The following is a 21,421-nucleotide window of genomic DNA, read 5'->3' as shown; positions in this document are numbered from 1 at the left end:
CGCCGTCATCCCTTTGAGGCTCATGTATGAAGTTCTCCTCGATTCTCTTGTTGTCCCTTGGCCTGGTCAGCGGCGTCGCCTCTGCCGGTGGCACCACTGAAGCAGGTGTGGGCGGCGCATTGGGCGGGGTTCTAGGCTCGGTGGTCGGCCAGCAGCTGGGCGGCAATACCGGTTCGGCCATTGGCGCGGCCATCGGCGGCGCGGGCGGCAGCGCGGTCGGCGCCGATAAGCGCAGCCGTGGCCAGGCAGCCATCGGTGGCGCCTTGGGCGCGGCAGGCGGCAACGTCGTGGGCCGCAGCATGGGCGGCAACACCGGCAGCCTGATCGGTGCAGCGGCCGGCGGTGGTGCCGGCGGCGCACTGGGTAACTACATGGGTAACGAAAGCGCCCGGGAAGATCGCGAATACCGCCGCGATCGCGACCGCCGCTACTACCGCGACGGCCACCGTGGTCGTGGCCATGCCTATGGCCATCGCAAGCATCGTCACTACGATGACTGATCGACCCGGCACCCCGTAGCCGCTACCGCTCACTGGGCGCGAGGCCGAGGGCCTCGCCAGACCAGAGGCTGCGGCGCCGATCGCAGCCTGCAGCAGCGGCTACGGGTCCTGCAGTGCAATCAGGTTTCGAGACTCAGGCCACCAGCAGCTGTTCCAGGGCTGCGCGCAGGACCGCTGGAATCGGCACCGGAAGGTTCGACGCCCGATCCACGAACACATGGACGAAACGCCCCGCCGCGCACGGCTCCCCCTCCCCCAGCTTGAATACCGCCAGCTCGTATTGCACCGAGCTGTTGCCCAGCTTGCCGACCCGCAGGCCGACCTCGATACGTTCGGGATAGGCCACGGACGCGAAGTAATCGCAAGCCGAGCTGACCACGAACCCCACCACCTCGCCATCGTGGATATCCAGGCCACCCTGCTCGATCAGGTAGGTATTCACCGCCGTGTCGAAGAAGCTGTAGTAGGTGACGTTGTTCACGTGGCCGTAGACATCATTGTCGTGCCAGCGGGTGGTGATCGGCTGGAAATGGCGGTAGTCGCTGCGTTGTGGCACAAGCTCGGACATCAGGACGGTCTCCCATGGGTTGAGCGATTGGTCGCCGGGCATTTCACCCCAGGCGCCTAAACCTGGGCAAACCCTTTTCCTGCACTGGCCAGATCCTCAATCAACTGCGCCGGCCGCCAATGGGCACCATGCTCGGCTTCCAGGCGCAGCAACTGGCGCCGGACCTGCTCCAGGCCCAGGTTATCGGCCCAGCTCATCGGCCCGCCCCGCTCCTTGGGAAAGCCATAACCGTTGAGATAGACCAGGTCGATGTCATGGGCCGAGCCGGCAATGCCTTCCTGGAGGATCTTCGCCCCCTCGTTGACCAGCGCCAGCAGGCAGCGCTCCAGGATCTCCTCGGGGCCGATGTCCCGCCGCTGGTAACCCAGGCCCTCGCTGACCTGCAGCACCAGCGCATCCACTTGCGGATCGTGTTCGGCCTGGCGGCTACCGGGCTCGTAATGGTAATAGCCATCGCCGCTTTTCTGACCGAAACGGCCCAGTTCGCACAGGCGATTGTCGACCTGGACCTGCGGCGCGTCCTGCCCGGCACCGGCCAGTTGCCGGGCACGCCAACCCAGGTCGATGCCCACCACGTCGTACATGCGAAACGGCCCCATGGCAAAACCGAACTCCTGCAAGGCGCCGTCCACCTGATAGGGAAAGGCCCCTTCCAGGAGCATCTTGCGGGCCTCGAGGACATAGGTGTTGAGCATGCGGTTGCCGATGAATCCGAAGCAGTTGCCAGCCACCACGCTGACCTTGCCCATGCGCTGGCCCAGGGCCAGGGCCGCATCCAGCACCGTCGGCGCCGTCCTGGCCGCGCGCACCACCTCCAGCAGCTTCATGATGTGCGCCGGGCTGAAGAAGTGCATTCCCAACACCTGGGGCGCCCGTTGGGTGACAGCGGCAATGGCATCGATATCCAGAGCCGAAGTGTTGCTGGCCAGGATCGCCGATGGCTTGAGGGCGGCGTCCAGCTGGCGAAAGATCTGCTGCTTGAGCTCGAGGTTCTCGTACACCGCCTCGATCACCAGGTCCACCTCCGCCAGCTGTGGATAACCTTCGGCAATGCCGATCCGTGCCAGCCGCGCGTCGGCTTCGGCCTGCTCGATACGGCCCTGGCGCACGTTGTGGGCATAAGTCTCGGCCACCGCCGCCAGCGCCTGCTGGAGCATCTGCGGGTCCTTGTCCAGCCACAGTACCGGCAGGCCGGCATTGGCCAGGCACATGGCGATGCCACGGCCCATGGTGCCGGCGCCAATCACCGCGGCGCGCTGAATATCGAATGCTGTCTGGCTCATGGCGGCTCTCCTTCCTGCAGGTGATCCTGGGTCAGGCACCACCATAGTCAGGCGAGCATCATTTTTGAAATTTATTCCTGTGATGCCCAACATTCAGCAGATGGATCACCATAAGGAGCAAGGGACCCGGCTTCAGGCCGGCACATGGCTCTCGCACCATTGCCGTACCTCGGCGTAGGGGTAGTCCTCCAGCGCGGCGAACCCCGGGATACCACGGACCTTGAGCTTGGTGAACAACGGCACGCTGATGCCACAGAGAAAACGCGTCAGGCGCTCGGCCCCGGGAAGAACCCCGGTGTGCTGCTGGTGCCTGTGGATAAAGTCGCCACACAAGCCGGCGAAGTTCTTATCCACAAGCGCAGGCAGCGCGGGTGGCTCGGGCAAGCGCGCCACCTGGCCCCGGCACACCGAACAATGCCCACACTGCCGAGGTGCCTGCCGGTCACCGAAATACTCCGCCAACCGATGCCCCAGGCACTGCTCGCTGGCGAACAGGTCGAGCATGGCGTGGATCCGCGCGATCTCGCCAGCCTCATGGCGGGTGAAGTAGGCGTGCAGCTCGGCACTTAGCGCCGGCGCATCGAAGTCGCCCTGCAGCAGGCTGTAGACCTCGGTCATCTGCTTGCTTTCCAACTCCACCCAGCCTTTTTCCTGGAAGTAGTCCAGGGCCTTGACCACCCGTTGGCGCGGTGCCTGGCAGTGGTCGTAGAGCGCGTCGAAATCCACCGTGGCCCAGGTCCGAGCGCGGCTGGAGGTGTGCAGGATGGCCTCGACGAAGTCCCGCCGTTCACCTTCGAAACGCCCCAGTAGATCAGCCGGCTCCAGCAGCAACTTGAAGCGGTACTCGGCGAAATAGGCATAGCGCGGAGCGATCAGGCCGCGCAGTTCCAGTTGCACCAGCAGGGTCTTGAGCGGCAACTGGCGAATGTTGCTCTGGTCCGCCAAGGGGCCCAGCAACAGCTCCCACTGCCCGGTGGGCGCTGCGGCCAGCAACTCATCGAGAACGCAACAGATCCCGCTCAGCTCCGGGGTATCGCCATAAACGAAGTTCTCCAGCACGTTGAGACTGTCGCGGTTGGCCAGCACCAGGCAGTCCGAGGGTTGCCCATCGCGCCCGGCGCGGCCGATTTCCTGGCTGTAGTTCTCGATGGACTTGGGCAGGTCGAAATGCACGACGTTGCGAATATCGCTCTTGTCGATGCCCATGCCGAAGGCGATGGTGGCGACGATGCACTGGCTGTGTCCCTGCATGAAGCGGCGCTGGATCGCCTCACGCTGCTCATGGGGCAAACCGGCGTGGTAGGCCTGGGCGGCAATGCCCTGCTGGCCCAGGTACTCGGCGACCTGCTCGGCGGTCTTCTGCAAGGTCACGTAGACGATGCTCGGCTGCCCATTGCGCTCGCCCAGCCACTGCACCAGGCGCCGGCGCTTGTCGATCCCGGCGACCGGCTCCACCAGCAGGTTGAGGTTGGATCGATAGAAACCGGTGGTCACCACATCGGTGGCGGCGATGGCGAAGCGCGCCTGCATGTCGGCGATCACCTGGGGGGTGGCCGTGGCGGTCAACAGCAGGGCCTGGGGGATATTGAACTGGCGCTGGTAGTCCGGCAGCTTCAGGTAGTCGGGCCGGAAGTTGTGCCCCCACTCGGAAATGCAGTGGGCCTCGTCCACCACCAGCAAGGAGATGGGCACCTGCTGCAGGAAGTTGCGAAAGCGTTCGTTCTTCAGGCGTTCCACCGAGATCATCAGGATCTTCAGTTCCCCGGTGCGGGCGCGGGCCATCACCTGGTTGGCCTCATCGCGACCCTGGGCCGAATCGATGCTCGCCGCGGCGATGCCATGGTGCTGGAGAAAGGCCAGCTGGTCCTGCATCAAGGCCAGCAGCGGCGACACCACCAGGGTCAGGTGCGGCAGCAGCAGGGCCGGCAGCTGGTAGCACAGGGACTTGCCGGAACCGGTGGGAAAGATCGCCGCCGCCGAGCGCCCGGCCAGCACCGCGCTGATGGTGGCCTCCTGGCCCGGGCGAAAGCCTGGATAACCAAAGACCTGTTCGAGGGTGCTGTACATGGGAGTCACTCCTTTGACCGCTGACCGTCGTTGAAGACTAGCGCGGTGGGCCGGCGGATCGAGGAAAGGTCGTGGAGCAAAGCGCTACCGGATGATACCGGCACACCAGGGCGGTGGCCGGTTCATTGGCAAGTAGCGGCTAGCGCAGGCTGCGACAGTCCAGCCATTGCACGCCATTGTGCTGGTTGCCCTCGACCAGCAGCGGTACGGCCTGGGCCGCCTTGGGATGGACGTCGTGGAACAGCACGATGCCGCGCCGCCACAACAGCATCAGCGTCTGTACCCGCTGGGCGGCGGCCTGGGCGCTGACCTTCTTGCTCCAGTCCTGGGAATCGATGTTCCACAGCATCAGTTGCAGGCCGTGGCCCTTGAGGAAAACACCAGCGTCGGCGCGACGTTGCCCATAGGGCGGGCGAAACAACGGCAGGTATTCCCCTTCCAGGGAATGGCCGACCAGGCTGGCGCTGTCGACCAGGGAATCCTGCCACCGGCTCCAGGAGGCATGGGACTTGTGCTCCCAGCCATGCAGGCCCACGCATTGACCGTTGTAGAGCTCGCGCAACTGCTCGATCGAGGTCCGCTGCAAACGGGCCTGGAACGGCGCCCCCAGGACGAAGAACAGCCCATGCAGGTCATGGGCTTGCAGCACCGCCGCCAGCTCGTCGCTATGACCACCGCGCGGGCTGGGACCATCGTCGAAGGTCAGCAGGAACTGTCGGTCAGCCAGTTCGTCGCCCAGTCTTTCCGCTGGATCCATTCGCTGGATCTCGCTGCTGACCGTGGGAAACAGGGCCGCCAGGCGCAGTTGCTCATGCAGGTACTGCTGGTGGAAGCGCGAACTGGCCTGGGCCCAGGCATCGTAGGTGTCCTTGCTCTCGCCGGTGAAGCCGGCCACCAGCTGGCGCAACTCGGCGAGATTGCGCACGGGTTGGCAGAACGGTGCGCTGTCACAGTCGTGGCTGGCCAGACGATAGTTGACCAGCAGCAACTCCCAGAAGCGCTGGCGCACCCGCTCGATGGACTTGAGGTCCAGCTGCCGTACCCCGAGACGTTGCTTCAGGGCTCCCTCATCCAGGCTCTCACTGGCCAGCAAGGCCTTGCCGAACATCAGGATTTCCGCCCGGGAGGCGGTGTCGAAGTCCACCGAACTGGTCAGGGGCGTCGGCCAGCCACTGCGGTCGATGGTGGCGAACACCAGAGGGCCTGCCGCCTGGACCGAGACGCTGTACAGGCACAACGCCAACAGCCAGGGGAAAACAGCATTGCGCATATCAATCTCCATGAATGCACGGGACGCTCCTGCCAGCGCGCCGCGCAAAAACAACGTCCAGCCTGGGGCTCAGGGTTTTTGCAGCCGCTCTATGGCCTGGTCGTACACCGGGCTGGCCTTCTGCTCGCGGGCCTTGCGGTAATTCTCCAAGGCCATGGCCAACTGCCCGGCCCCCTCGAAAACCCTACCCATGTCGTAGTAGGCACTGGCCCGGATCGTCGCCGCCGCCGGACCACTGGCCAGCGCGATGGCCTGACGGTCGGCGCGTATGGCCTCGTCGGGCCGGCTGTTCTTGCGCTGGCTCAAGGCCAGGTTGCTGTAGGCCTGGGCAAAACCCGGCGCCATTTCGATGGCCTCGCGGTAATAGATACCCGCCCCGCCGAAGTCGCCCTTGCGGTAGGCCTCTTCGCCCTTGCGGTTGAGCGCCTTGGCTTCGGCTGGGCCCATGTCCTCAGGCACTTGCTGGTCGCTGGTGCGCATCTGCTCGAGCAATGAATTCAGGTCGCTGTAGGTGCCGTTCGGTTCGCTGCTGGTCTGCGCCACCCGGTCGATATCCTCCATCTGGCCATCGGCATTCAGGCGGAACACGGCCCAGAGGTTGCCCTGGCGCTGCTCCGGTACAAGGTAGCTACGAATGAGGCTGGCGCCACGGTAGACGAAGACCTGGGCCCGGCTGCGGCCCAGGTGCAGGGACTCGGGATGGTTGCCATGGGTGAAGTCATGCACGGCATACAAGTAGGCCTCGCCGGGCAAGAGCTCATCGATGGTGATGGTCTCCGCGCCATGATGGTCATCGCTGGTTCTTTCCAGGCGCGCCCCGGGCCCTTGGCTGGCAACGAACGACAAGGCCTTGCGGGAATAGATCAGCCGGGCATCCAGGTCTTCGCCCGGGGCATCCCAGGTCAGCACCACCCGCAGGCTGGAGGGTTTGTCCATTACCGGACTCAGGGCGTAGACCAGGCCCTGGCAGGGGCATTGGGTTCGCAGGTCGGCGTAACCGGGCTTGCGGATCAACAGGCCACCGGCATCGCCAGGGACGTCCAGCACCACTCGCCCCTGGGCATCGGTAGCCCCCGCGACCAGGTTCGTACCCCGCTGCAACTGCACCTGGGCCTCGGCCACAGGCGAGCCCTTGGCCACGGCGTCCAGCACCTGGATCGACAACGGCCGGGCGTGCACCACGCTCATCACCATCCCTAGCCACAACACCGCCAACAGGCGCATACAAGCCATAGCAAAATCCCTGTAAACGAATCTGGCCGCAGCTCGAACGCGGCCTATCAACCAGCGGCGAACCATACACATTTTCGCCCGCCAATGCTCGACCCAGGGCAGGAAAATACTGCGCAATGGGATGCAGTCCAAAGTTCGCAGGGACTTGTGCGGATCTGCTGCGAGGGGCTTGAAAAACCACCACCGGATCGCCTTACACTCCATCCCTTCCAAGAACCGTAGCGAATCGCGACCATGCATCTGGCCCCCGGTTTTCCCGACGACGCGAACATGCGCCAGCTGATGCAGTTGCTGCATGAGGAGATCGGCCTGCCCGAGCGCAAGGCCTTGCATCTGAAGACCGCGATCAACCTTGACCTGGGTTGCGATGGTGCCGATGCCCGGCATCTGTTGCTGGCCCTGGAAGAACAGTTCGAGCTCGACCTCGCCGACTTCGACAGCTATCGCTACTTCCAGCCCGAAGGTTTCGATCCACACCTCAAGCGCCGGGCCAAGGGCCGGGGCGACAAGCTGCCATTGACCATCGGCATGCTGTACCAGGCGATCAGGCTGCGCCGCTGGGACACCCGGGCGCTGGAAAGCCTCTAGGACCTACAACAATAAGACAAGGAAGAAACCGTGGATGTACTGATGGGGCTGCTCGCCGCCGTGCTTTGGGGCGGCACCGACTTTCTCGTGGGCCTGAATGTCCGGGCCGTGGGCGCCAAGCGCGCCGTGTTCTTCAGCCAGACACTGGGCGTGATCCTCATGAGCCTTTTGCTGGCACTCTTCCCCGCCTTCCTGTTCAAGGCCCTGGCCGCGCCGCTGGATGTCTGGCTGATGGGCATGCTCGCCGCCTGCTTCACCCTCTCCGGCGCCCTGGCCCTGGGCAAGGCCTTCGCCCTGGGCAAGGCCGCCATCATCGCCCCGCTGGTGACCTCCTACGGTGTGGTCACCACCCTGCTGTCCTGGGCCAGCGGCGAGCACATCAGCCTGGTCCAGTTGCTGTGCATCCTGGTCTGCGTGGTGGGGGTGATTCTCTCCAGCATTCATTCGGGCCCCAAGCTGCCGCAGAACACCGATGCCAGTCGCTCGATCGTCTATGCCCTGCTGTCGGCCTGCCTGTACGGCACCAGTTTCTGGTTGCAGGGGCGCTATACCCTGCCGCAACTGGGCCCGGTCAGCATGCTGTGGCTGGGTTACGTGGTGGGATCGAGCGTATCGCTGCTGATGATGCTCAAGGTCCCGGACGGCTTGAAGCTGCCCCCCCTGAAGAGCTGCGGCACCCTGGCCAGCTCCAGCCTGATGAACCTCGGCGCGTTCTTCGCCTTTTCCTGGGGCGCCATGCACGGCTCGGTGTCGGTGGTGACGGTGATCAGTACCTTGTCCGGCGGCATCGCCGCGGTGCTCAGCTACCTGTTCTTCAAGGAACGCCTGTCCAAGGTGCAAGTGACAGGAGTGGCGCTGGTGCTGCTGGGCGCGCTGGCGCTGCACTTGAAGGGCTGAGCCAGGGGTTGAAGCCAGGTAAACGTCCGCACCCGGAACGCCGCCCTGCCGATACGCGCGCACAAAAAAGCCGCCCCGAAGGGCGGCTTTTTCATGGCAGGTCGAGGCTTACAGCTTCGGGCCGGCAGCCTTGATGGCGTCGCTCACTTCGAACTTCTTGAAGTTCTCGATGAACAGGCCAGCCAGGGCCTTGGCAGCTTCGTCGTAGGCAGCCTTGTCAGTCCAGGTGTTGCGTGGGTTGAGCAACTCGGTATCGACACCCGGAACGGCTTTAGGCACGTCCAGGTTGATGATGTCCAGGTGTTCGGTCTCGGCACCGACCAGGGCACCGCTCTGGATCGCTGCGATCACGCCACGGGTGGTCGGGATGTTGAAGCGCTTGCCGACGCCGTAGCCACCGCCGGTCCAGCCGGTGTTGACCAGGTAGACCTTGGAGCCGAAGCCGTTGATGCGCTTGATAAGCAGCTCAGCGTATTCGCCCGCCGGACGCGGGAAGAACGGTGCGCCGAAGCAGGTGGAGAAGGTCGACTTGATGCCGCCGCCCGAACCCATTTCGGTGGAACCGACCAGCGCGGTGTAGCCGGACAGGAAGTGGTAGGCCGCCTGCTCGTTGTTCAGGATCGACACCGGCGGCAGGACGCCAGTCAGGTCGCAGGTCAGGAAGATCACCGCGTTGGGCTCGCCACCCAGGTTGTGCTCGGAACGCTTCTCGACGTGTTCCAGCGGGTAGGCGGCGCGGGTGTTCTGGGTCAGGCTGGCATCGGCGTAGTCGGCGCGCTTGGCATCGTCCAGGACCACGTTCTCCAGCACGACGCCGTGCTTGATGGCTTTCCAGATGACCGGCTCGTTCTTCTCGGACAGGTCGATGCACTTGGCGTAGCAGCCACCTTCCATGTTGAACACCACGCCCTCGCCCCAGCCGTGCTCGTCGTCACCGATCAGGTAGCGGCTTTCGTCGGCCGACAGGGTGGTCTTGCCGGTACCCGACAGGCCGAAGAACAGGGTCACGTCGCCTTCTTCGCCGATGTTGGCGGCGCAGTGCATCGGCAGTACGTCGACAGCCGGCAGGAGGAAGTTCTGCACCGAGAACATGGCCTTCTTCATTTCACCGGCGTAGCGCATGCCGGCGATCAGCACTTTCTTCTGGGCGAAGTTGAGGATGACGCAGCCGTCGGAGTTGGTGCCGTCACGCTCGGGCACGCACTCGAAGTTGGCGACGTTGAGGATCTGCCACTCTTCGCGACCCGCCGGGTTGTACTGCTCCGGGGTGATGAACAGGCAACGGCCGAACAGGTTCTGCCAAGCGGTCTGGGTGGTCATCTTGACGGCCAGGTAGTGCTCGGCGGCAGCCCCTACGTGGACGTGGGAAACGAAGTGTTCCTGGGCGTTGTTGAACGCCTCGACGCGAGCCCACAGGGCATCGAACTTGTCGGCCGGGAACTTGCGGTTGATCGGGCCCCAGGCGATCGCATCCTGGGTGGAAGGCTCTTCGACGATGAAACGGTCCGCCGGCGAACGGCCAGTGCGGTGGCCAGTCTTGACCGTCAGCGCGCCAGTATCGGCCAACTCGCCTTCACCGCGGGACAGCGCTTCTTTTACCAGCTCATCGACGCTCAGGTCGGTGTACACGGTGTTCTTGGCTTGCGTCATGAGGTTCCCCGTCGTCGGCCAATGGCCGATTGCTCAAACGTTTTGTAGTAGAAACTCGCGCACTACTACCGCGAAAAAAGTGCGCCGGATTATGCCAGAAAAGCCCGAAAATAGTAGGGTCCTCCCGTCAGCATGGCGTAATTCCGGCGTTCGCTAGGTGATTTACCTTCGCTGAAACGTTTTAGTGACGAGTATCTGACGGTGACTCGACGCCCGCACCGGCGAACAATTGCGTGATGTCGGCTGCGTCGAACAGATAGCGCTGGTTGCAGAACTGACAGTCGATCTCGACGCTACCGCCATGTTCGGCCACCAGTTGCTGCGCATCCTCCAGCCCCAGGCTGACCAGGGCATTGCCCGAGCGCTCGCGCGAGCAGCTGCAGCGAAAGCGCAGCGGCTGCACGTCGAACAGGCGCACGGCCTCCTCGTGGTACAGGCGATGGAGCACGGTTTCGTTGTCCAGGCTAAGTAGCTCATCGGCGGTCAGGGTGCTGGCCAGGGCGGTGAGGTGCTGCCAATTGGCATCGCGCTCTTCGGGATCGCGCAGGCGGTCGGCCGGCAGTTGCTGCAGCAGCAGGCCACGGGCATTGCGGCCGTCGGCGTAGAGCCAGAAACGAGTGCCGGTCTGCTGCGACATGACGAAATAGTTGGTGAAGCATTCGGCCAGGGTGGCGCCGTCCAGGTCGACGATCCCCTGGTAGCGCTGGCCCTGGGTCGGGTCCACGGTCAAGGCCAGGACGCCATTGGGCATCATGTCGGCCAGGGTCGCATCCGCAGCGATCTGCGCCGCGTCGTAGCGGGCCAGGCCACGAATCTCGCGCTCACTGGAGCACTCGATCATCAGCAGGGGAACCGGGCCTTCGGAGCGAGCCTGGAGAATCAGCAGGCCGTCGAACTTCAAGGTACCGACCAGCAACGACGCCGCCGCCATCAGTTCGCCCAGCAGTTGCGCCACCGGCTCGGGATAGGCGTGCTTGGCAAGGACTTCGGCGTAGCTGCGCTCCAGCGTCACCAGTTCGCCACGGGCGTCGCTCTCATCGAAGATGAAGCGTTGGGTGAAGTCGGTATCCGGCAAATCAGTCATAGGTCTGGGCATCTGAAAGGTGACAAAAAGGTTACAAGCACCGAAAATTACGGTTTTGCACCATGAAGGTGCAGTTTTTGCGGTGATTGGAGATATTTTATGAACAATCCGGGTTTGTTCCAAGCAAGGTGGAACCTCGGCAAGCTGGTTCTGTGCAATGTACTCCCTTTGGCCCTGCTGGGTTTCTGGTTGTGGCCCACCGGGCAAGCGCTTTGCACGATGTTCGACGAGTGGCTGTTTCACCTGCTCAACGCTCCCCTCGCCAACAACTCCACCTGGCTGCATATCTGGGCCGTGGCCAGCCTGCGGCCGTTCGACGTGGTGGTGGGCCTGATCATGCTCGGCCTGCTGATCCGCGGTGACTGGGTCTTCAAGGCGGTGGACGTACGCCGCGCCTTCTTCGGTTTCCTGTCGATCCTGATTCTGATGGTGGTGATTCGCGCGCTGTTTTCCAAGCTGGTGGCCGTGATGAACTGGCAGCACAACAGCCCGTCCATGGTGCTCGAAGGTGCCGTGCACATGAGCGACTACTTCCCGGGCTGGGAAAAGACCTGGGAACTCAAGGACCGCTCCAGCCAGAGTTTCCCTGGCGACCATGCCTCGGTGTTGCTGATCTGGGGCCTGTTCATGGGCGTGTTCAGCCGCAGCGTCGGCCAGTTCCTGCTGGTCTGGGGCCTGACCCTGCTGTTCATGCTGCCGCGCCTGGTCGCCGGGGCCCACTGGGGCCAGGATGACTACATCGGCGGTGTGCTGCTGGCCGTACTGGCCCTCGGCTGGGGCTACTACACCCCCTACGCGGCACGGATGTCGAACTTCCTGCTGCGCCTGACCCACCCGCTGTTCAACCTGATGAGCCGAATGCCGGTGCTGTCGAACATGAGCGTGGTTCGCGCCAGCAGCCTGCTGCGCTAAGCCAGCCGCTGTGGCGAGGGCAGCCTGGGCAGGCTCCCTCGCCCTCCATCACTCATGGCTGCGGCCATGGAACTTGAATAGATCCCGACGCTGTTTCTTGGTGGGCTTGCCCTCGGTGCTCACGCCCAGGGCGCCTGCCTTGCGCTGGGCTGCGGCGGTCTCGCGCTTGGCGATGCTGGCCGGGGTCTCGACATAGAGCGCCTGTGCCTCGGGCGCGCCACGACGCACGATGGACAACGCCTGGACCACGACCGTGCGCTCGTCGAAACCGGTACGCAGCTCATACTCGTCGCCAACCCGCGGCTCCTTGCCCGGTTTGCAACGCTCGCCCCGGTGATGCACCTTGCCGCTTTCAATGGCCGCCTTGGCCAGGGCCCGGGTCTTGTAGAAGCGTGCTGCCCAAAGCCACTTGTCCAGGCGGACCTTGTCCTCTTCTTCCTGTTGCTGCTTTTGCGCCACGGTGATTCCTCTCGATGAAAAATATGGCAACGGTACGGCTCGCAGACGAGCTCTCGAAAACCTGACCGCTTGCCTAAAATACCTCAGGTTGCCCGAGGGACCGTCATGGAGATAACTATCGCCATTTGCCGCCGATTCTGCGTGAATACCGCGGTCTCGGACCAAGACCCGGGACAGACCGGGCGAACGTTCGGGAGATTGTCACAATCTATGCGGAGTCGGCAGTTAGAGTCGTCGCCGAGAAGGCACGCCAGCAGCACTCGGCGTGCCCCTTCCGGCAAGCGTGGAGTCCACCTGGCGCAGGCTCGCCCCGACGCCCGGCCCGTATCAGAACCCTGGTCCGGAAAGACCAATTACGGATGTTCCTTTATTGAAGACCTTTGATCATTTGACCGTTGTCGGTCTACGCGAGTGGGTGGCGCTTCCCGACCTGGGAGTGGCCGGCTTGCGCGCCAAGATCGACACCGGCGCCAGCACCTCCAGCCTGCATGCCACCGAGATCGAGCCGTTCGAGCGCGACGGCCAGCAGTGGGTGCGTTTCAACGCGCACCTGGGCAGCGTGGTGCAATTGCGTCACCGGCGTTGCGAAGCGCCACTGGTGGCGATGAAGACCATCAAGAGCTCCAACGGCCAGGCCCAGGTCCGCTATGTGATCAGCACCACCCTGGCCCTGGGCGATCACGTGTGGCGGGTGGAGTTCACCCTCGCCTGCCGCAAGGCCATGCGCTATCGGTTGCTGCTGGGCTCCAAGGCCCTGATCGATGGCCAGCTGGTGGTCAATCCCGGCCTCAAGTACGTACAAGACAAACCGGTGTTCCCGGTATCCACTACCTCTGCCACAGGTGTTGCATGAAGATCGCCGTGCTGTCGCGTAATCCGCGTCTGTATTCCACTCGCCGCCTGGTCGAGGCCGGCACTGAGCGTGGCCATGAAATGGTAGTGATCGACACCCTGCGCGCCTACATGAACATCGCCAGCCACAAGCCGCAGATCCACTATCGCGGCAAGCCCCTGGAAGGCTTCGATGCGGTCATCCCGCGGATCGGCGCCTCGGTGACTTTCTATGGCTGCGCGGTGTTGCGCCAGTTCGAAATGATGGGGGTATTCCCTCTCAACGAATCGGTGGCCATCGCCCGCTCCCGGGACAAGCTGCGCTCGCTGCAACTGCTGTCGCGGCGTGGCATCGGCTTGCCAGTGACCGGTTTTGCCCACTCCCCGGACGACATCCCCGACCTGATCGAGATGGTCAACGGCGCTCCGCTGGTGATCAAGGTGCTGGAAGGCACCCAGGGCATCGGCGTGGTGCTCTGCGAAACCGCCACTGCGGCGGAGTCGGTGATCGAGGCATTCATGGGCCTGAAGCAGAACATCATGGTCCAGGAGTACATCAAGGAAGCCGGCGGTGCCGACATCCGCTGCTTCGTGGTGGGCGACAAGGTGATCGCGGCCATGAAGCGCCAGGCCAAGCCCGGGGAGTTCCGCTCCAACCTGCACCGTGGCGGCAGCGCCAGCCTGATCAAGATCACCCCGGAAGAACGCATGACCGCGCTGCGAGCGGCCAAGGTCATGGGCCTGAGCGTGGCCGGGGTGGACATCCTGCGCTCCAATCACGGGCCGCTGGTGATGGAGGTCAACTCCTCCCCGGGCCTGGAAGGCATCGAGACCACCACCGGCAAGAACGTGGCGGGGATCATCATCGAGCACATCGAGAAGAATGGCGGGCCGAACATGACCCGCACCAAGGGCAAAGGTTAAAGGCAGTTACAAGCGGCGAGCTTCAAGCGGCAAGATAAGAGCTTGCAGCTTGAAACTGGCCTCTGCCGCTAATCCGCATCACGTGGCAACAGCAGGCCCAACGGCAGGCGCACCCGCGCCTCCAGCCCGCCGTCCGGGCGGTTGCGCAGCTCGACATTACCGCCATGCATGGCGGCGATCCGCTTGACGATGGCCAGCCCCAGGCCAGTGCCCTTGCCGCCCCGGGCGCGATCGCCACGGGTGAAGGGGTTGAAGATCGCTTCCAGCTCCGAAGGGTCGATCCCCGCGCCACGGTCCATCACGCTCAGCACCACATAGGGCGCGTTGACGTCGCCCGACAGGTGGGCGGCGACTTCCACGTCCGTCCCCGCATGGTTCAGGGCGTTGCCAATCAGGTTGTTGAGCAGGCGCTTCATCGAGACCCGGCGCAAGGGGAACGCCTGGATCGGCTCCAGGCGCAGGTGCACCCGCTCCTGGTTCTGGTTGTAGGGCGCCGCCACTTCCCGCACCAGGTCGTTGAGGTCCACCTCCTCCACCGACTCGTCGCGACCATCGCGGATGAAGGCCAGGAACTGATCGAGGATGGCGTCCATGTCTTCGATGTCGCGCACCATGTCGTCGGTCAGCTCGGTGTGATCGCCCATCAGTTCCAGTGACAGGCGCAATCGGGTCAGCGGCGTACGCAAGTCGTGGGATACCCCGGCCAGCATCAGCTCGCGCTCGCGCCCGGCCTGTTCCACATCCTCGGCCATCTGGTTGAAGGCGCGGTACACCTCGGTCATCTCGCTCGGAGTATCGCTGATGGGCAGGCGCACGCTACGCCCCTGGCCCAGTTGCCGGGCAGCGTAGACCAGGCGCTTGAGCGGCTGGTTGAGCTGGCTGACGAATATCCACGCCGACGCGGTGGACAACAAGCCGATGGCCAGGAACCAGCCCAGCACGCTCCAGATCTTCTGCCCGCGCAACGGGTGTGGATACAGCGGTACCTTGAGCCAACCATCGCCCAGGCTCGGCGCCCGGACCCAAAGCGCCGGCGGCGCATGCATGCGTAGCCGCACCTCGGTGTCGGCCCCCAGCTCCGCCTGCATCTGCCGCTGGTAGATCTCGCTGTAGGGCCAGTGCTGCTCGCCGGCCGGCACGCCGCTGCCCACCACCTTGATCAGGCCGGCGGCCTCGGCGATCTGGTCGCGGTTGGATTCATCGGCGGCCCAATAGGCGCGCAGGGTGAGGGCTACGCCATGGCTGTACTGCCGGTCCACCAGCACGTCCTCGTTCATCAGCAGATAAACCAGGGTCAATGCCTTGGAGAACAGCACCACGATCAGCACCAGCCACAGGGTGCGGGAGAAGAAACTCTGGGGGAACCACAAGGGGGTTTTCATGACAGCCAATACACACTTTGCAGGAGCGAGTCGCGCTCGCAGCGTTGCGGAATGCGAACGCCCGGGTCAGGGCCCGGGCGCTCGCTCCTACAAATCACCGATCACTTGGTCGCTGTGCCATCCGGCACGAACACATAACCCACGCCCCAGACGGTCTGGATATAACGTGGCTTGGAAGGATCGGGTTCGATCATCCGGCGCAGGCGGGAGATCTGCACATCGATGGAGCGCTCCAGGGCATCCCATTCGCGGCCCCGGGCCAGGTTCATCAGCTTGTCGCGGGTCAGCGGCTGGCGCGCGTTCATCACCAGCGCCTTGAGTACCGCGAACTCACCGGTGGTGAGCATGTGCACCTCGTCGCCGCGCTTGAGCTCGCGGGTGGCCAGGGACAGTTCGTAGTCACCGAAGGTCACGCTTTCGTCTTCGCTGCCCGGGGCACCAGGGACAGGTGCCGACTGGCGACGCAGCACGGCCTTGACCCGGGCCATCAGCTCGTCGGGGTTGAACGGCTTGGCCAGGTAGTCGTCAGCGCCCAGTTCCAGGCCCTTGATACGGCTCAATTCGTCACCCTTGGCGGTGAGCATGATGATCGGGATCTGGTTGTTCGCGCCACGCAGGCGGCGGCAGGCGGTCAGGCCGTCTTCGCCGGGCAGCATCAGGTCGAGGACGACCAGGTTGAATACCTCGCGACCCAGCAGGCGGTCCATCTGCTCGGTGTTCGGGACCGCGCGGGCACGGTAGCCCTTGCTGACGAAGAAACGCTCCAGCAGGCTGCTCAGCCCCGGGTCATCGTCAACAATAAGAATTTTTTCGCCTTCAGCAGTTTGTGCAGTGCTGCTCATTGGATGCTCCTCTAATCTCGGTGCGCATTATGGCGTAGCTGCCGCTATGCGCACCGTGTGCATTGTTAGCAGATTTTTCCTCCATAGCCAGCAAACCCGCTGTCGGCCTGAGGTCGGCGATCGCTTCACAGCTGGGTATAATGCGCCGCCTTTTGTGTCGGGCAACCCTTGATCAGTACCCAGCGGTCGCTTTGTTTTTTTGCCACGACCGGCAGCATTTCCACTATTTCACGGGTCAACAGCCAGCCTTTTGATCCAGGTGGCGGCGCGTACCAGGCCGCTCAACCAGACTCGCCGGGCTTTTTCGTCGTACCCGCGAGCCTGCTTTCACACATTTGCCAGGTGGTTTTATGGACAGCATCAACAGCCGCATTGCCGAGGAACTCGGCGTACGCCCACAACAGGTCGAAGCGGCCGTCGCCCTATTGGATGAAGGCTCCACCGTGCCCTTCATCGCCCGTTACCGCAAAGAAGTCACCGGCAGCCTCGATGACACCCAACTGCGTCATCTGGAAGATCGCCTGCGCTACCTGCGCGAACTCGACGAGCGTCGCGCCAGCATCCTGGCCAGCATCGAGGAACAGGGCAAGCTGACCCCGGAACTGGCTCGCGAAATCAAGTTGGCCGACACCAAGACCCGCCTCGAAGACCTCTACCTGCCGTACAAGCAGAAGCGCCGCACCAAGGGCCAGATCGCCCTGGAAGCCGGCCTCGGCGAGCTGGCCGATGGCCTGTTCAACGACCCGAGCCTGGCTCCGGAAACCGAAGCTGCACGCTTCGTCGATGGGGAAAAAGGCGTGGCCGACATCAAGGCCGCCCTGGAAGGTGCCAAGTACATCCTCATGGAGCGCTTCGCCGAAGACGCCGGCCTGCTGGACAAGCTGCGCAACTTCCTCAAGCAGGAAGCCACCCTCAGCGCCCGCGTGGTGGCTGGCAAGGAAGAGGAAGGCGCGAAGTTCCGCGACTACTTCGAACACGACGAACCGCTCAAGAGCATGCCGTCGCACCGCGCCCTGGCGATCTTCCGCGGGCGCAACGAAGGCATCCTCAGCTCCGCGCTGAAGGTCGGCGACGAGCTGCCAGGCACCATGCACCCCTGCGAAGGCATGATCGGCCAGCATGTGGGCATCCAGAACCAGAACCGCCCGGCCGACAAGTGGCTCGGCGAAGTGGTGCGCTGGACCTGGAAGGTCAAGCTCTACACCCACCTGGAGACCGACCTCTTGGGCGAGCTGCGCGACGGCGCCGAGACCGAGGCGATCAACGTCTTCGCCCACAACCTGCACGACCTGCTGCTGGCCGCCCCGGCCGGCCCGCGCGCCACCCTGGGCCTGGACCCGGGCCTGCGGACCGGCTGCAAGGTGGCGGTAGTGGACGCCACCGGCAAGCTGCTGGACCACGCCACCGTCTACCCCCACGTACCGCACAACAAGTGGGACCAGACCATCGCCACCCTGGCCGCCCTGTGCGCCAAGCACTCGGTGGACCTGATCGCCATCGGCAACGGCACCGCCAGCCGCGAGACCGACAAGCTGGCCGCCGACCTGATCAAGAAGTACCCGGCCATGCGCATGACCAAGGTCATGGTCTCCGAAGCCGGCGCCTCGGTGTACTCGGCCTCGGAATTGGCGGCCAAGGAGTTCCCGGACCTGGACGTGTCGATCCGTGGCGCGGTGTCCATCGCTCGCCGCCTGCAGGATCCGCTGGCGGAGCTGGTGAAGATCGATCCGAAGTCCATCGGTGTCGGCCAGTACCAGCACGACGTCTCGCAGCTGAAGCTGGCCCGAGGCCTGGACGCGGTAGTGGAAGACTGCGTGAACGCCGTGGGCGTCGACGTCAACACCGCCTCCGTGGCCCTGCTGGCGCGGATCTCCGGCCTCAACGCGACCCTGGCACAGAACATCGTCAGCCACCGCGACGAACACGGTGCCTTCAAGACCCGCGCCGCCCTGAAGAAAGTCGCCCGCCTGGGTGAAAAGACCTTCGAACAGGCCGCCGGCTTCCTGCGTGTAATGAACGGCGACAACCCACTGGACGCCTCGGCGGTGCACCCGGAAGCCTATCCGCTGGTACAGCGCATCGCCGCCGACACCGGCCGTGACATCCGCTCGCTGATCGGCGACAGCGGCTTCCTCAAGCGCCTGGAGCCATCGAAGTTCACCGACGAGACCTTCGGCCTGCCCACTGTCACCGACATCCTCCAGGAACTGGACAAACCCGGCCGCGACCCGCGCCCCGAGTTCAAGACCGCCGAGTTCCAGGAAGGCGTCGAAGACCTCAAGGACCTGCAACTGGGGATGATCCTCGAAGGCGTGGTGACCAACGTCACCAACTTCGGTGCCTTCGTCGATATCGGCGTGCACCAGGACGGCCTGGTGCACATCTCGGCGCTGTCGGAGAAATTCATCAAGGACCCGCGTGAAGCGGTGAAGGCCGGCGACGTAGTCAAGGTCAAGGTCATGGAAGTGGATATCCCGCGCAAGCGCGTGGGCCTGTCGATGCGCATGAGCGACACCCCCGGCGAGAAGATCGATGGCGCCCGCGGCAGCCGTCCGGGGGCGAGCCCGCGCTCTTCCCAGGGCAATGCCCCGCGCAAGGAAACCACCACCGCGGCACCGGCCAACAACGCCATGGCCTCGCTGTTCGCCAACGCCAAGCAGTTGAAGAAGCGCTGATGGAGATTCCAGCCGGCCTGACCGAAAGCGCCTTCAGCCAACTGCTCGGCTGCCGCCTGCAGCGCCTGGAGGTCGGCGAGGCGGACGTGGCCCTGGAGCTGACCCCGCAATTGCGCAATCGCGGGCAAAAGCTCCACGGCGGGGCGATCTTCAGCCTGGTGGACATCGCCATGGGCCTGGCCTGTTCCAGTACCCATGGCTTCGACCAGCAAAGCGCCACCATCGAGTGCAAGATCAACTACATCCGCGCGGTCGCCGAAGGTGAGGTGTTGTGCCGGGCCAGGGTGATCCACCCCGGCCGCCGTACCCTGGTGGTCGAGGCAGACGTGATCCAGGGCGAAAAACTGGTCGCAAAAGCGCAAGGCACCTTCGCGGTCCTATAGCTGCCCGTCATCGAATTGGGTTAATTTCGGCGCTGCGAAAGCGGCGTCGGGGTTTTCCTGCCCACGCTAGAGCCAGATTCAGGGACGGAGCACTGGCGTTTTCAGGTGAGTCGGCTTGACTCAGGAACCAGGCGAAAACGCCAGTTTTAACTCCACCCTTGTAGACCGTCCTGCCCACCCCCATATTGGGGCGACTGACGCGTGAAGGAATCCAACTTGAGCGAACTTCTCAACCGCCGCCTGGCCTTGCTCGGCGAGCGCGCTAACCTCTCCCTGCTCGAGCAGTGCCTGCACGGCATCGAACGTGAATGCCTGCGGGTTACCGGCGAAGGCCGCCTGGCCCAGACCCCGCATCCGGAAGAACTGGGTTCCGCGCTGACCAACGAACAGATCACCACCGACTATTCCGAGTCGCTGCTGGAGTTCATCACCCCGGCCCTCAAGGACCCGGCGGACACCCTGGCCAGCCTCGACAAGATCCATCGCTTCGCCTACAGCAAGCTCGGCAACGAGTACCTGTGGAGTCCATCGATGCCGTGCCCACTGCCGGCCGAGGAAGACATCCCGATCGCCTACTACGGCACCTCCAATATCGGCCAGCTCAAGTACGTCTACCGCAAGGGCCTGGCCCTGCGCTACGGCAAGACCATGCAGTGCATCGCCGGCATCCACTACAACTTCTCCCTGCCCGAGCCGTTGTGGCCGCTGCTCAGGGAGGCCGAGGGCTTCGTCGGCACCGACCGTGACTACCAGTCCGCCGCCTATATCGCCCTGATCCGCAACTTCCGCCGCTACAGCTGGCTGCTGATGTACCTGTTCGGCGCCTCGCCGGCCCTGGATGCGGGTTTCCTGCGGGGCCGCTCGCACCAGCTGGAGCAGTTCGACGCCGAGACCCTGTACCTGCCCTACGCCACCAGCCTGCGCATGAGCGACCTGGGCTACCAGAGCAAGGCCCAGGCCGGCCTGACCCCTTGCTACAACGATCTGAACAGCTACACCGACAGCCTGCGCAAGGCGGTGGCCACGCCCTATGCACCCTACGTGGAGGTCGGCACCCACAAGGATGGCGAGTGGGTCCAGCTGAACACCAACATCCTGCAGATCGAAAACGAGTACTACTCCAACATCCGTCCCAAGCGCGTGACCTACACCGGCGAACGGCCGATCCAGGCCCTGATGGCCCGGGGCGTGCAGTACGTGGAAGTGCGCTGCCTGGACATCAACCCGTTCCTGCCCCTGGGCATCGACGTGCAGGAAGCCCGCTTCCTCGACGCCTTCCTGCTGTACTGCGCCCTCAACGACAGCCCGCTGCTGGAGAACACCGAGTGCGGCAACGCCACCTCGAACTTCCTCAGCGTGGTCAAGGAAGGCCGGCGTCCGGGCCTGCAGTTGCAGCGTCGCGGGCAAGCGGTGGACATGAAGGAATGGGCCGCCGAGCTGCTGGAGAACATCGCCCCGCTGGCCGCCCTGCTGGACCAGAGCCACGGTAGCGATGAGCACAGCAAGGCGCTGGACGCCCAGCTGGCCAAGGTCAAGGATTCGTCCCTGACGCCATCGGCCCAGGTCCTGGCGGCCATGACCGAGCACAAGGAGAGCTTCAGCCAGTTCTCCCTGCGCCAGAGCCTGGCCCACGCCGAGCATTTCCGTAGCCAGGCCCTGGCCAAGGAAGAGCAGGCCGCGTTCGAAGACGCGGCGCGCAAGTCCCTGGAACAGCAGGCCGAACTGGAACAGAACGAAGTGGGGGATTTCGACGTCTTCGTCGGTGCCTACCAGGCCAGCATCCTGGCCATCAGCAACTGATAGATACACCGCGCTGCATGCATCGCGAGCAAGCTTCGCTCCTACACGGCACCGTCCTGTAGGAGCGAGCGGC

General features: G+C 64.1%; 19 protein-coding genes. 9 read left to right on the top strand and 10 right to left on the bottom strand.

Translation table 11 applies throughout. The features are described 5' to 3' along the window. Window positions 1–26: 26 nt before the first annotated feature. Window positions 27–500 (top strand): YMGG-like glycine zipper-containing protein, encoded by a 474-nt coding sequence (locus CAG11_RS23435; protein ID WP_085598141.1) that lies wholly within the window; start codon window positions 27–29, stop codon window positions 498–500. A gap of 133 nt (window positions 501–633) precedes the next feature. Here the strand turns inward: CAG11_RS23435 and CAG11_RS23430 are convergent, their stop codons facing one another. The 5 genes from CAG11_RS23430 to CAG11_RS23410 all read right to left on the bottom strand — a co-directional run bounded on the left by CAG11_RS23430 (window position 634) and on the right by CAG11_RS23410 (window position 6,921). Continuing rightward, on the bottom strand, window positions 634–1,068 hold the full coding sequence (locus CAG11_RS23430) for a thioesterase family protein (protein WP_085598204.1): 435 nt from the start codon (window positions 1,066–1,068) through the stop codon (window positions 634–636). A 56-nt stretch (window positions 1,069–1,124) separates the two neighbouring features. Beyond that, a complete protein-coding gene (locus CAG11_RS23425; RefSeq protein ID WP_085598140.1) occupies window positions 1,125–2,351 on the bottom strand; it encodes a 3-hydroxyacyl-CoA dehydrogenase in 1,227 nt (408 codons plus the stop codon). 132 nt (window positions 2,352–2,483) lie between these two features. Beyond that, window positions 2,484–4,418, bottom strand: a complete 1,935-nt coding sequence (locus CAG11_RS23420; protein ID WP_085598139.1) for an ATP-dependent DNA helicase RecQ — start codon at window positions 4,416–4,418, stop codon at window positions 2,484–2,486. Window positions 4,419–4,557: 139 nt separating this feature from the next. After that, window positions 4,558–5,688: a polysaccharide deacetylase family protein gene (locus tag CAG11_RS23415; protein ID WP_085598138.1), complete on the bottom strand. Its 1,131-nt coding sequence runs from the start codon at window positions 5,686–5,688 to the stop codon at window positions 4,558–4,560. A 69-nt stretch (window positions 5,689–5,757) separates the two neighbouring features. Next, the gene (locus CAG11_RS23410; protein WP_085598137.1) at window positions 5,758–6,921 is read right to left on the bottom strand and encodes a tetratricopeptide repeat protein; all 1,164 of its coding nucleotides are present in this window, start codon (window positions 6,919–6,921) and stop codon (window positions 5,758–5,760) included. Between the two features lie 234 nt (window positions 6,922–7,155). Between CAG11_RS23410 and CAG11_RS23405 the strand changes: the two genes are divergently transcribed. Both CAG11_RS23405 and CAG11_RS23400 read left to right on the top strand, forming a co-directional pair. Continuing rightward, window positions 7,156–7,509 (top strand): DUF1493 family protein, encoded by a 354-nt coding sequence (locus CAG11_RS23405; protein WP_085598136.1) that lies wholly within the window; start codon window positions 7,156–7,158, stop codon window positions 7,507–7,509. A 42-nt stretch (window positions 7,510–7,551) separates the two neighbouring features. Then, window positions 7,552–8,406: a DMT family transporter gene (locus CAG11_RS23400; protein ID WP_152899190.1), complete on the top strand. Its 855-nt coding sequence runs from the start codon at window positions 7,552–7,554 to the stop codon at window positions 8,404–8,406. A gap of 108 nt (window positions 8,407–8,514) precedes the next feature. Here the strand turns inward: CAG11_RS23400 and CAG11_RS23395 are convergent, their stop codons facing one another. Then, window positions 8,515–10,056 (bottom strand): phosphoenolpyruvate carboxykinase, encoded by a 1,542-nt coding sequence (locus tag CAG11_RS23395; RefSeq protein WP_022644214.1) that lies wholly within the window; start codon window positions 10,054–10,056, stop codon window positions 8,515–8,517. 181 nt (window positions 10,057–10,237) lie between these two features. After that, window positions 10,238–11,140 carry an Hsp33 family molecular chaperone HslO gene (hslO, locus tag CAG11_RS23390; protein ID WP_022644213.1) on the bottom strand — a complete coding sequence of 301 codons (903 nt, stop codon included), beginning with the start codon at window positions 11,138–11,140 and terminating at the stop codon, window positions 10,238–10,240. A gap of 99 nt (window positions 11,141–11,239) precedes the next feature. On the opposite strand from hslO, the gene CAG11_RS23385 reads away from it, so the two are divergent. Further along, the gene (locus CAG11_RS23385; RefSeq protein WP_085598135.1) at window positions 11,240–12,052 is read left to right on the top strand and encodes a phosphatase PAP2 family protein; all 813 of its coding nucleotides are present in this window, start codon (window positions 11,240–11,242) and stop codon (window positions 12,050–12,052) included. 48 nt (window positions 12,053–12,100) lie between these two features. Here the strand turns inward: CAG11_RS23385 and CAG11_RS23380 are convergent, their stop codons facing one another. Beyond that, entirely contained in the window at window positions 12,101–12,511 is a 411-nt protein-coding gene (locus CAG11_RS23380) for an RNA-binding S4 domain-containing protein (RefSeq protein WP_085598134.1), read from the bottom strand. A 370-nt stretch (window positions 12,512–12,881) separates the two neighbouring features. On the opposite strand from CAG11_RS23380, the gene CAG11_RS23375 reads away from it, so the two are divergent. Both CAG11_RS23375 and rimK read left to right on the top strand, forming a co-directional pair. After that, on the top strand, window positions 12,882–13,364 hold the full coding sequence (locus CAG11_RS23375; protein WP_022644210.1) for an ATP-dependent zinc protease: 483 nt from the start codon (window positions 12,882–12,884) through the stop codon (window positions 13,362–13,364). After that, window positions 13,361–14,266, top strand: coding sequence for a 30S ribosomal protein S6--L-glutamate ligase (rimK, locus tag CAG11_RS23370; protein WP_022644209.1), 906 nt, complete (start codon window positions 13,361–13,363; stop codon window positions 14,264–14,266). Before CAG11_RS23375 ends, rimK begins: the two co-directional genes overlap by 4 nt. A 68-nt stretch (window positions 14,267–14,334) precedes the next feature. Here the strand turns inward: rimK and CAG11_RS23365 are convergent, their stop codons facing one another. Both CAG11_RS23365 and ompR read right to left on the bottom strand, forming a co-directional pair. After that, the gene (locus CAG11_RS23365) at window positions 14,335–15,648 is read right to left on the bottom strand and encodes an ATP-binding protein (protein WP_085598133.1); all 1,314 of its coding nucleotides are present in this window, start codon (window positions 15,646–15,648) and stop codon (window positions 14,335–14,337) included. A 101-nt stretch (window positions 15,649–15,749) separates the two neighbouring features. Further along, on the bottom strand, window positions 15,750–16,490 hold the full coding sequence (gene ompR / locus CAG11_RS23360) for a two-component system response regulator OmpR (RefSeq protein WP_022644207.1): 741 nt from the start codon (window positions 16,488–16,490) through the stop codon (window positions 15,750–15,752). 350 nt (window positions 16,491–16,840) lie between these two features. Here ompR and CAG11_RS23355 point away from each other — a divergent pair, with 350 nt between their 5' ends. The 3 genes from CAG11_RS23355 to gshA all read left to right on the top strand — a co-directional run bounded on the left by CAG11_RS23355 (window position 16,841) and on the right by gshA (window position 21,348). After that, window positions 16,841–19,165 carry a Tex family protein gene (locus CAG11_RS23355; protein WP_085598132.1) on the top strand — a complete coding sequence of 775 codons (2,325 nt, stop codon included), beginning with the start codon at window positions 16,841–16,843 and terminating at the stop codon, window positions 19,163–19,165. Then, a complete protein-coding gene (locus CAG11_RS23350) occupies window positions 19,165–19,548 on the top strand; it encodes a PaaI family thioesterase (protein WP_022644205.1) in 384 nt (127 codons plus the stop codon). Before CAG11_RS23355 ends, CAG11_RS23350 begins: the two co-directional genes overlap by 1 nt. 216 nt (window positions 19,549–19,764) lie before the next feature. Continuing rightward, a complete protein-coding gene (gshA, locus tag CAG11_RS23345; RefSeq protein ID WP_022644204.1) occupies window positions 19,765–21,348 on the top strand; it encodes a glutamate--cysteine ligase in 1,584 nt (527 codons plus the stop codon). Window positions 21,349–21,421: the final 73 nt, after the last annotated feature.

The organism is Pseudomonas sp. B6(2017) (genome assembly GCF_002112765.1).
Taxonomy (GTDB): domain Bacteria; phylum Pseudomonadota; class Gammaproteobacteria; order Pseudomonadales; family Pseudomonadaceae; genus Aquipseudomonas; species Aquipseudomonas piscis.
Note: the sequence above shows the minus strand (reverse complement) of the source record. Positions and strands in the feature narration are given on the sequence as shown.

Coding starts and splice junctions, on each gene's coding strand:
- rimK (WP_022644209.1), top strand. CDS start 13,361: ATGAAGATCGCCGTGCTGTCGCGTAATCCGCGTCTGTATTCCACTCGC.
- CAG11_RS23395 (WP_022644214.1), bottom strand. CDS start 10,056: ATGACGCAAGCCAAGAACACCGTGTACACCGACCTGAGCGTCGATGAG.
- CAG11_RS23405 (WP_085598136.1), top strand. CDS start 7,156: ATGCATCTGGCCCCCGGTTTTCCCGACGACGCGAACATGCGCCAGCTG.
- CAG11_RS23415 (WP_085598138.1), bottom strand. CDS start 5,688: ATGCGCAATGCTGTTTTCCCCTGGCTGTTGGCGTTGTGCCTGTACAGC.
- ompR (WP_022644207.1), bottom strand. CDS start 16,490: ATGAGCAGCACTGCACAAACTGCTGAAGGCGAAAAAATTCTTATTGTT.
- CAG11_RS23385 (WP_085598135.1), top strand. CDS start 11,240: ATGAACAATCCGGGTTTGTTCCAAGCAAGGTGGAACCTCGGCAAGCTG.
- hslO (WP_022644213.1), bottom strand. CDS start 11,140: ATGACTGATTTGCCGGATACCGACTTCACCCAACGCTTCATCTTCGAT.
- CAG11_RS23355 (WP_085598132.1), top strand. CDS start 16,841: ATGGACAGCATCAACAGCCGCATTGCCGAGGAACTCGGCGTACGCCCA.
- CAG11_RS23350 (WP_022644205.1), top strand. CDS start 19,165: ATGGAGATTCCAGCCGGCCTGACCGAAAGCGCCTTCAGCCAACTGCTC.
- CAG11_RS23365 (WP_085598133.1), bottom strand. CDS start 15,648: ATGAAAACCCCCTTGTGGTTCCCCCAGAGTTTCTTCTCCCGCACCCTG.
- CAG11_RS23430 (WP_085598204.1), bottom strand. CDS start 1,068: ATGTCCGAGCTTGTGCCACAACGCAGCGACTACCGCCATTTCCAGCCG.
- CAG11_RS23425 (WP_085598140.1), bottom strand. CDS start 2,351: ATGAGCCAGACAGCATTCGATATTCAGCGCGCCGCGGTGATTGGCGCC.
- CAG11_RS23400 (WP_152899190.1), top strand. CDS start 7,552: ATGGGGCTGCTCGCCGCCGTGCTTTGGGGCGGCACCGACTTTCTCGTG.
- CAG11_RS23420 (WP_085598139.1), bottom strand. CDS start 4,418: ATGTACAGCACCCTCGAACAGGTCTTTGGTTATCCAGGCTTTCGCCCG.
- CAG11_RS23410 (WP_085598137.1), bottom strand. CDS start 6,921: ATGGCTTGTATGCGCCTGTTGGCGGTGTTGTGGCTAGGGATGGTGATG.
- CAG11_RS23435 (WP_085598141.1), top strand. CDS start 27: ATGAAGTTCTCCTCGATTCTCTTGTTGTCCCTTGGCCTGGTCAGCGGC.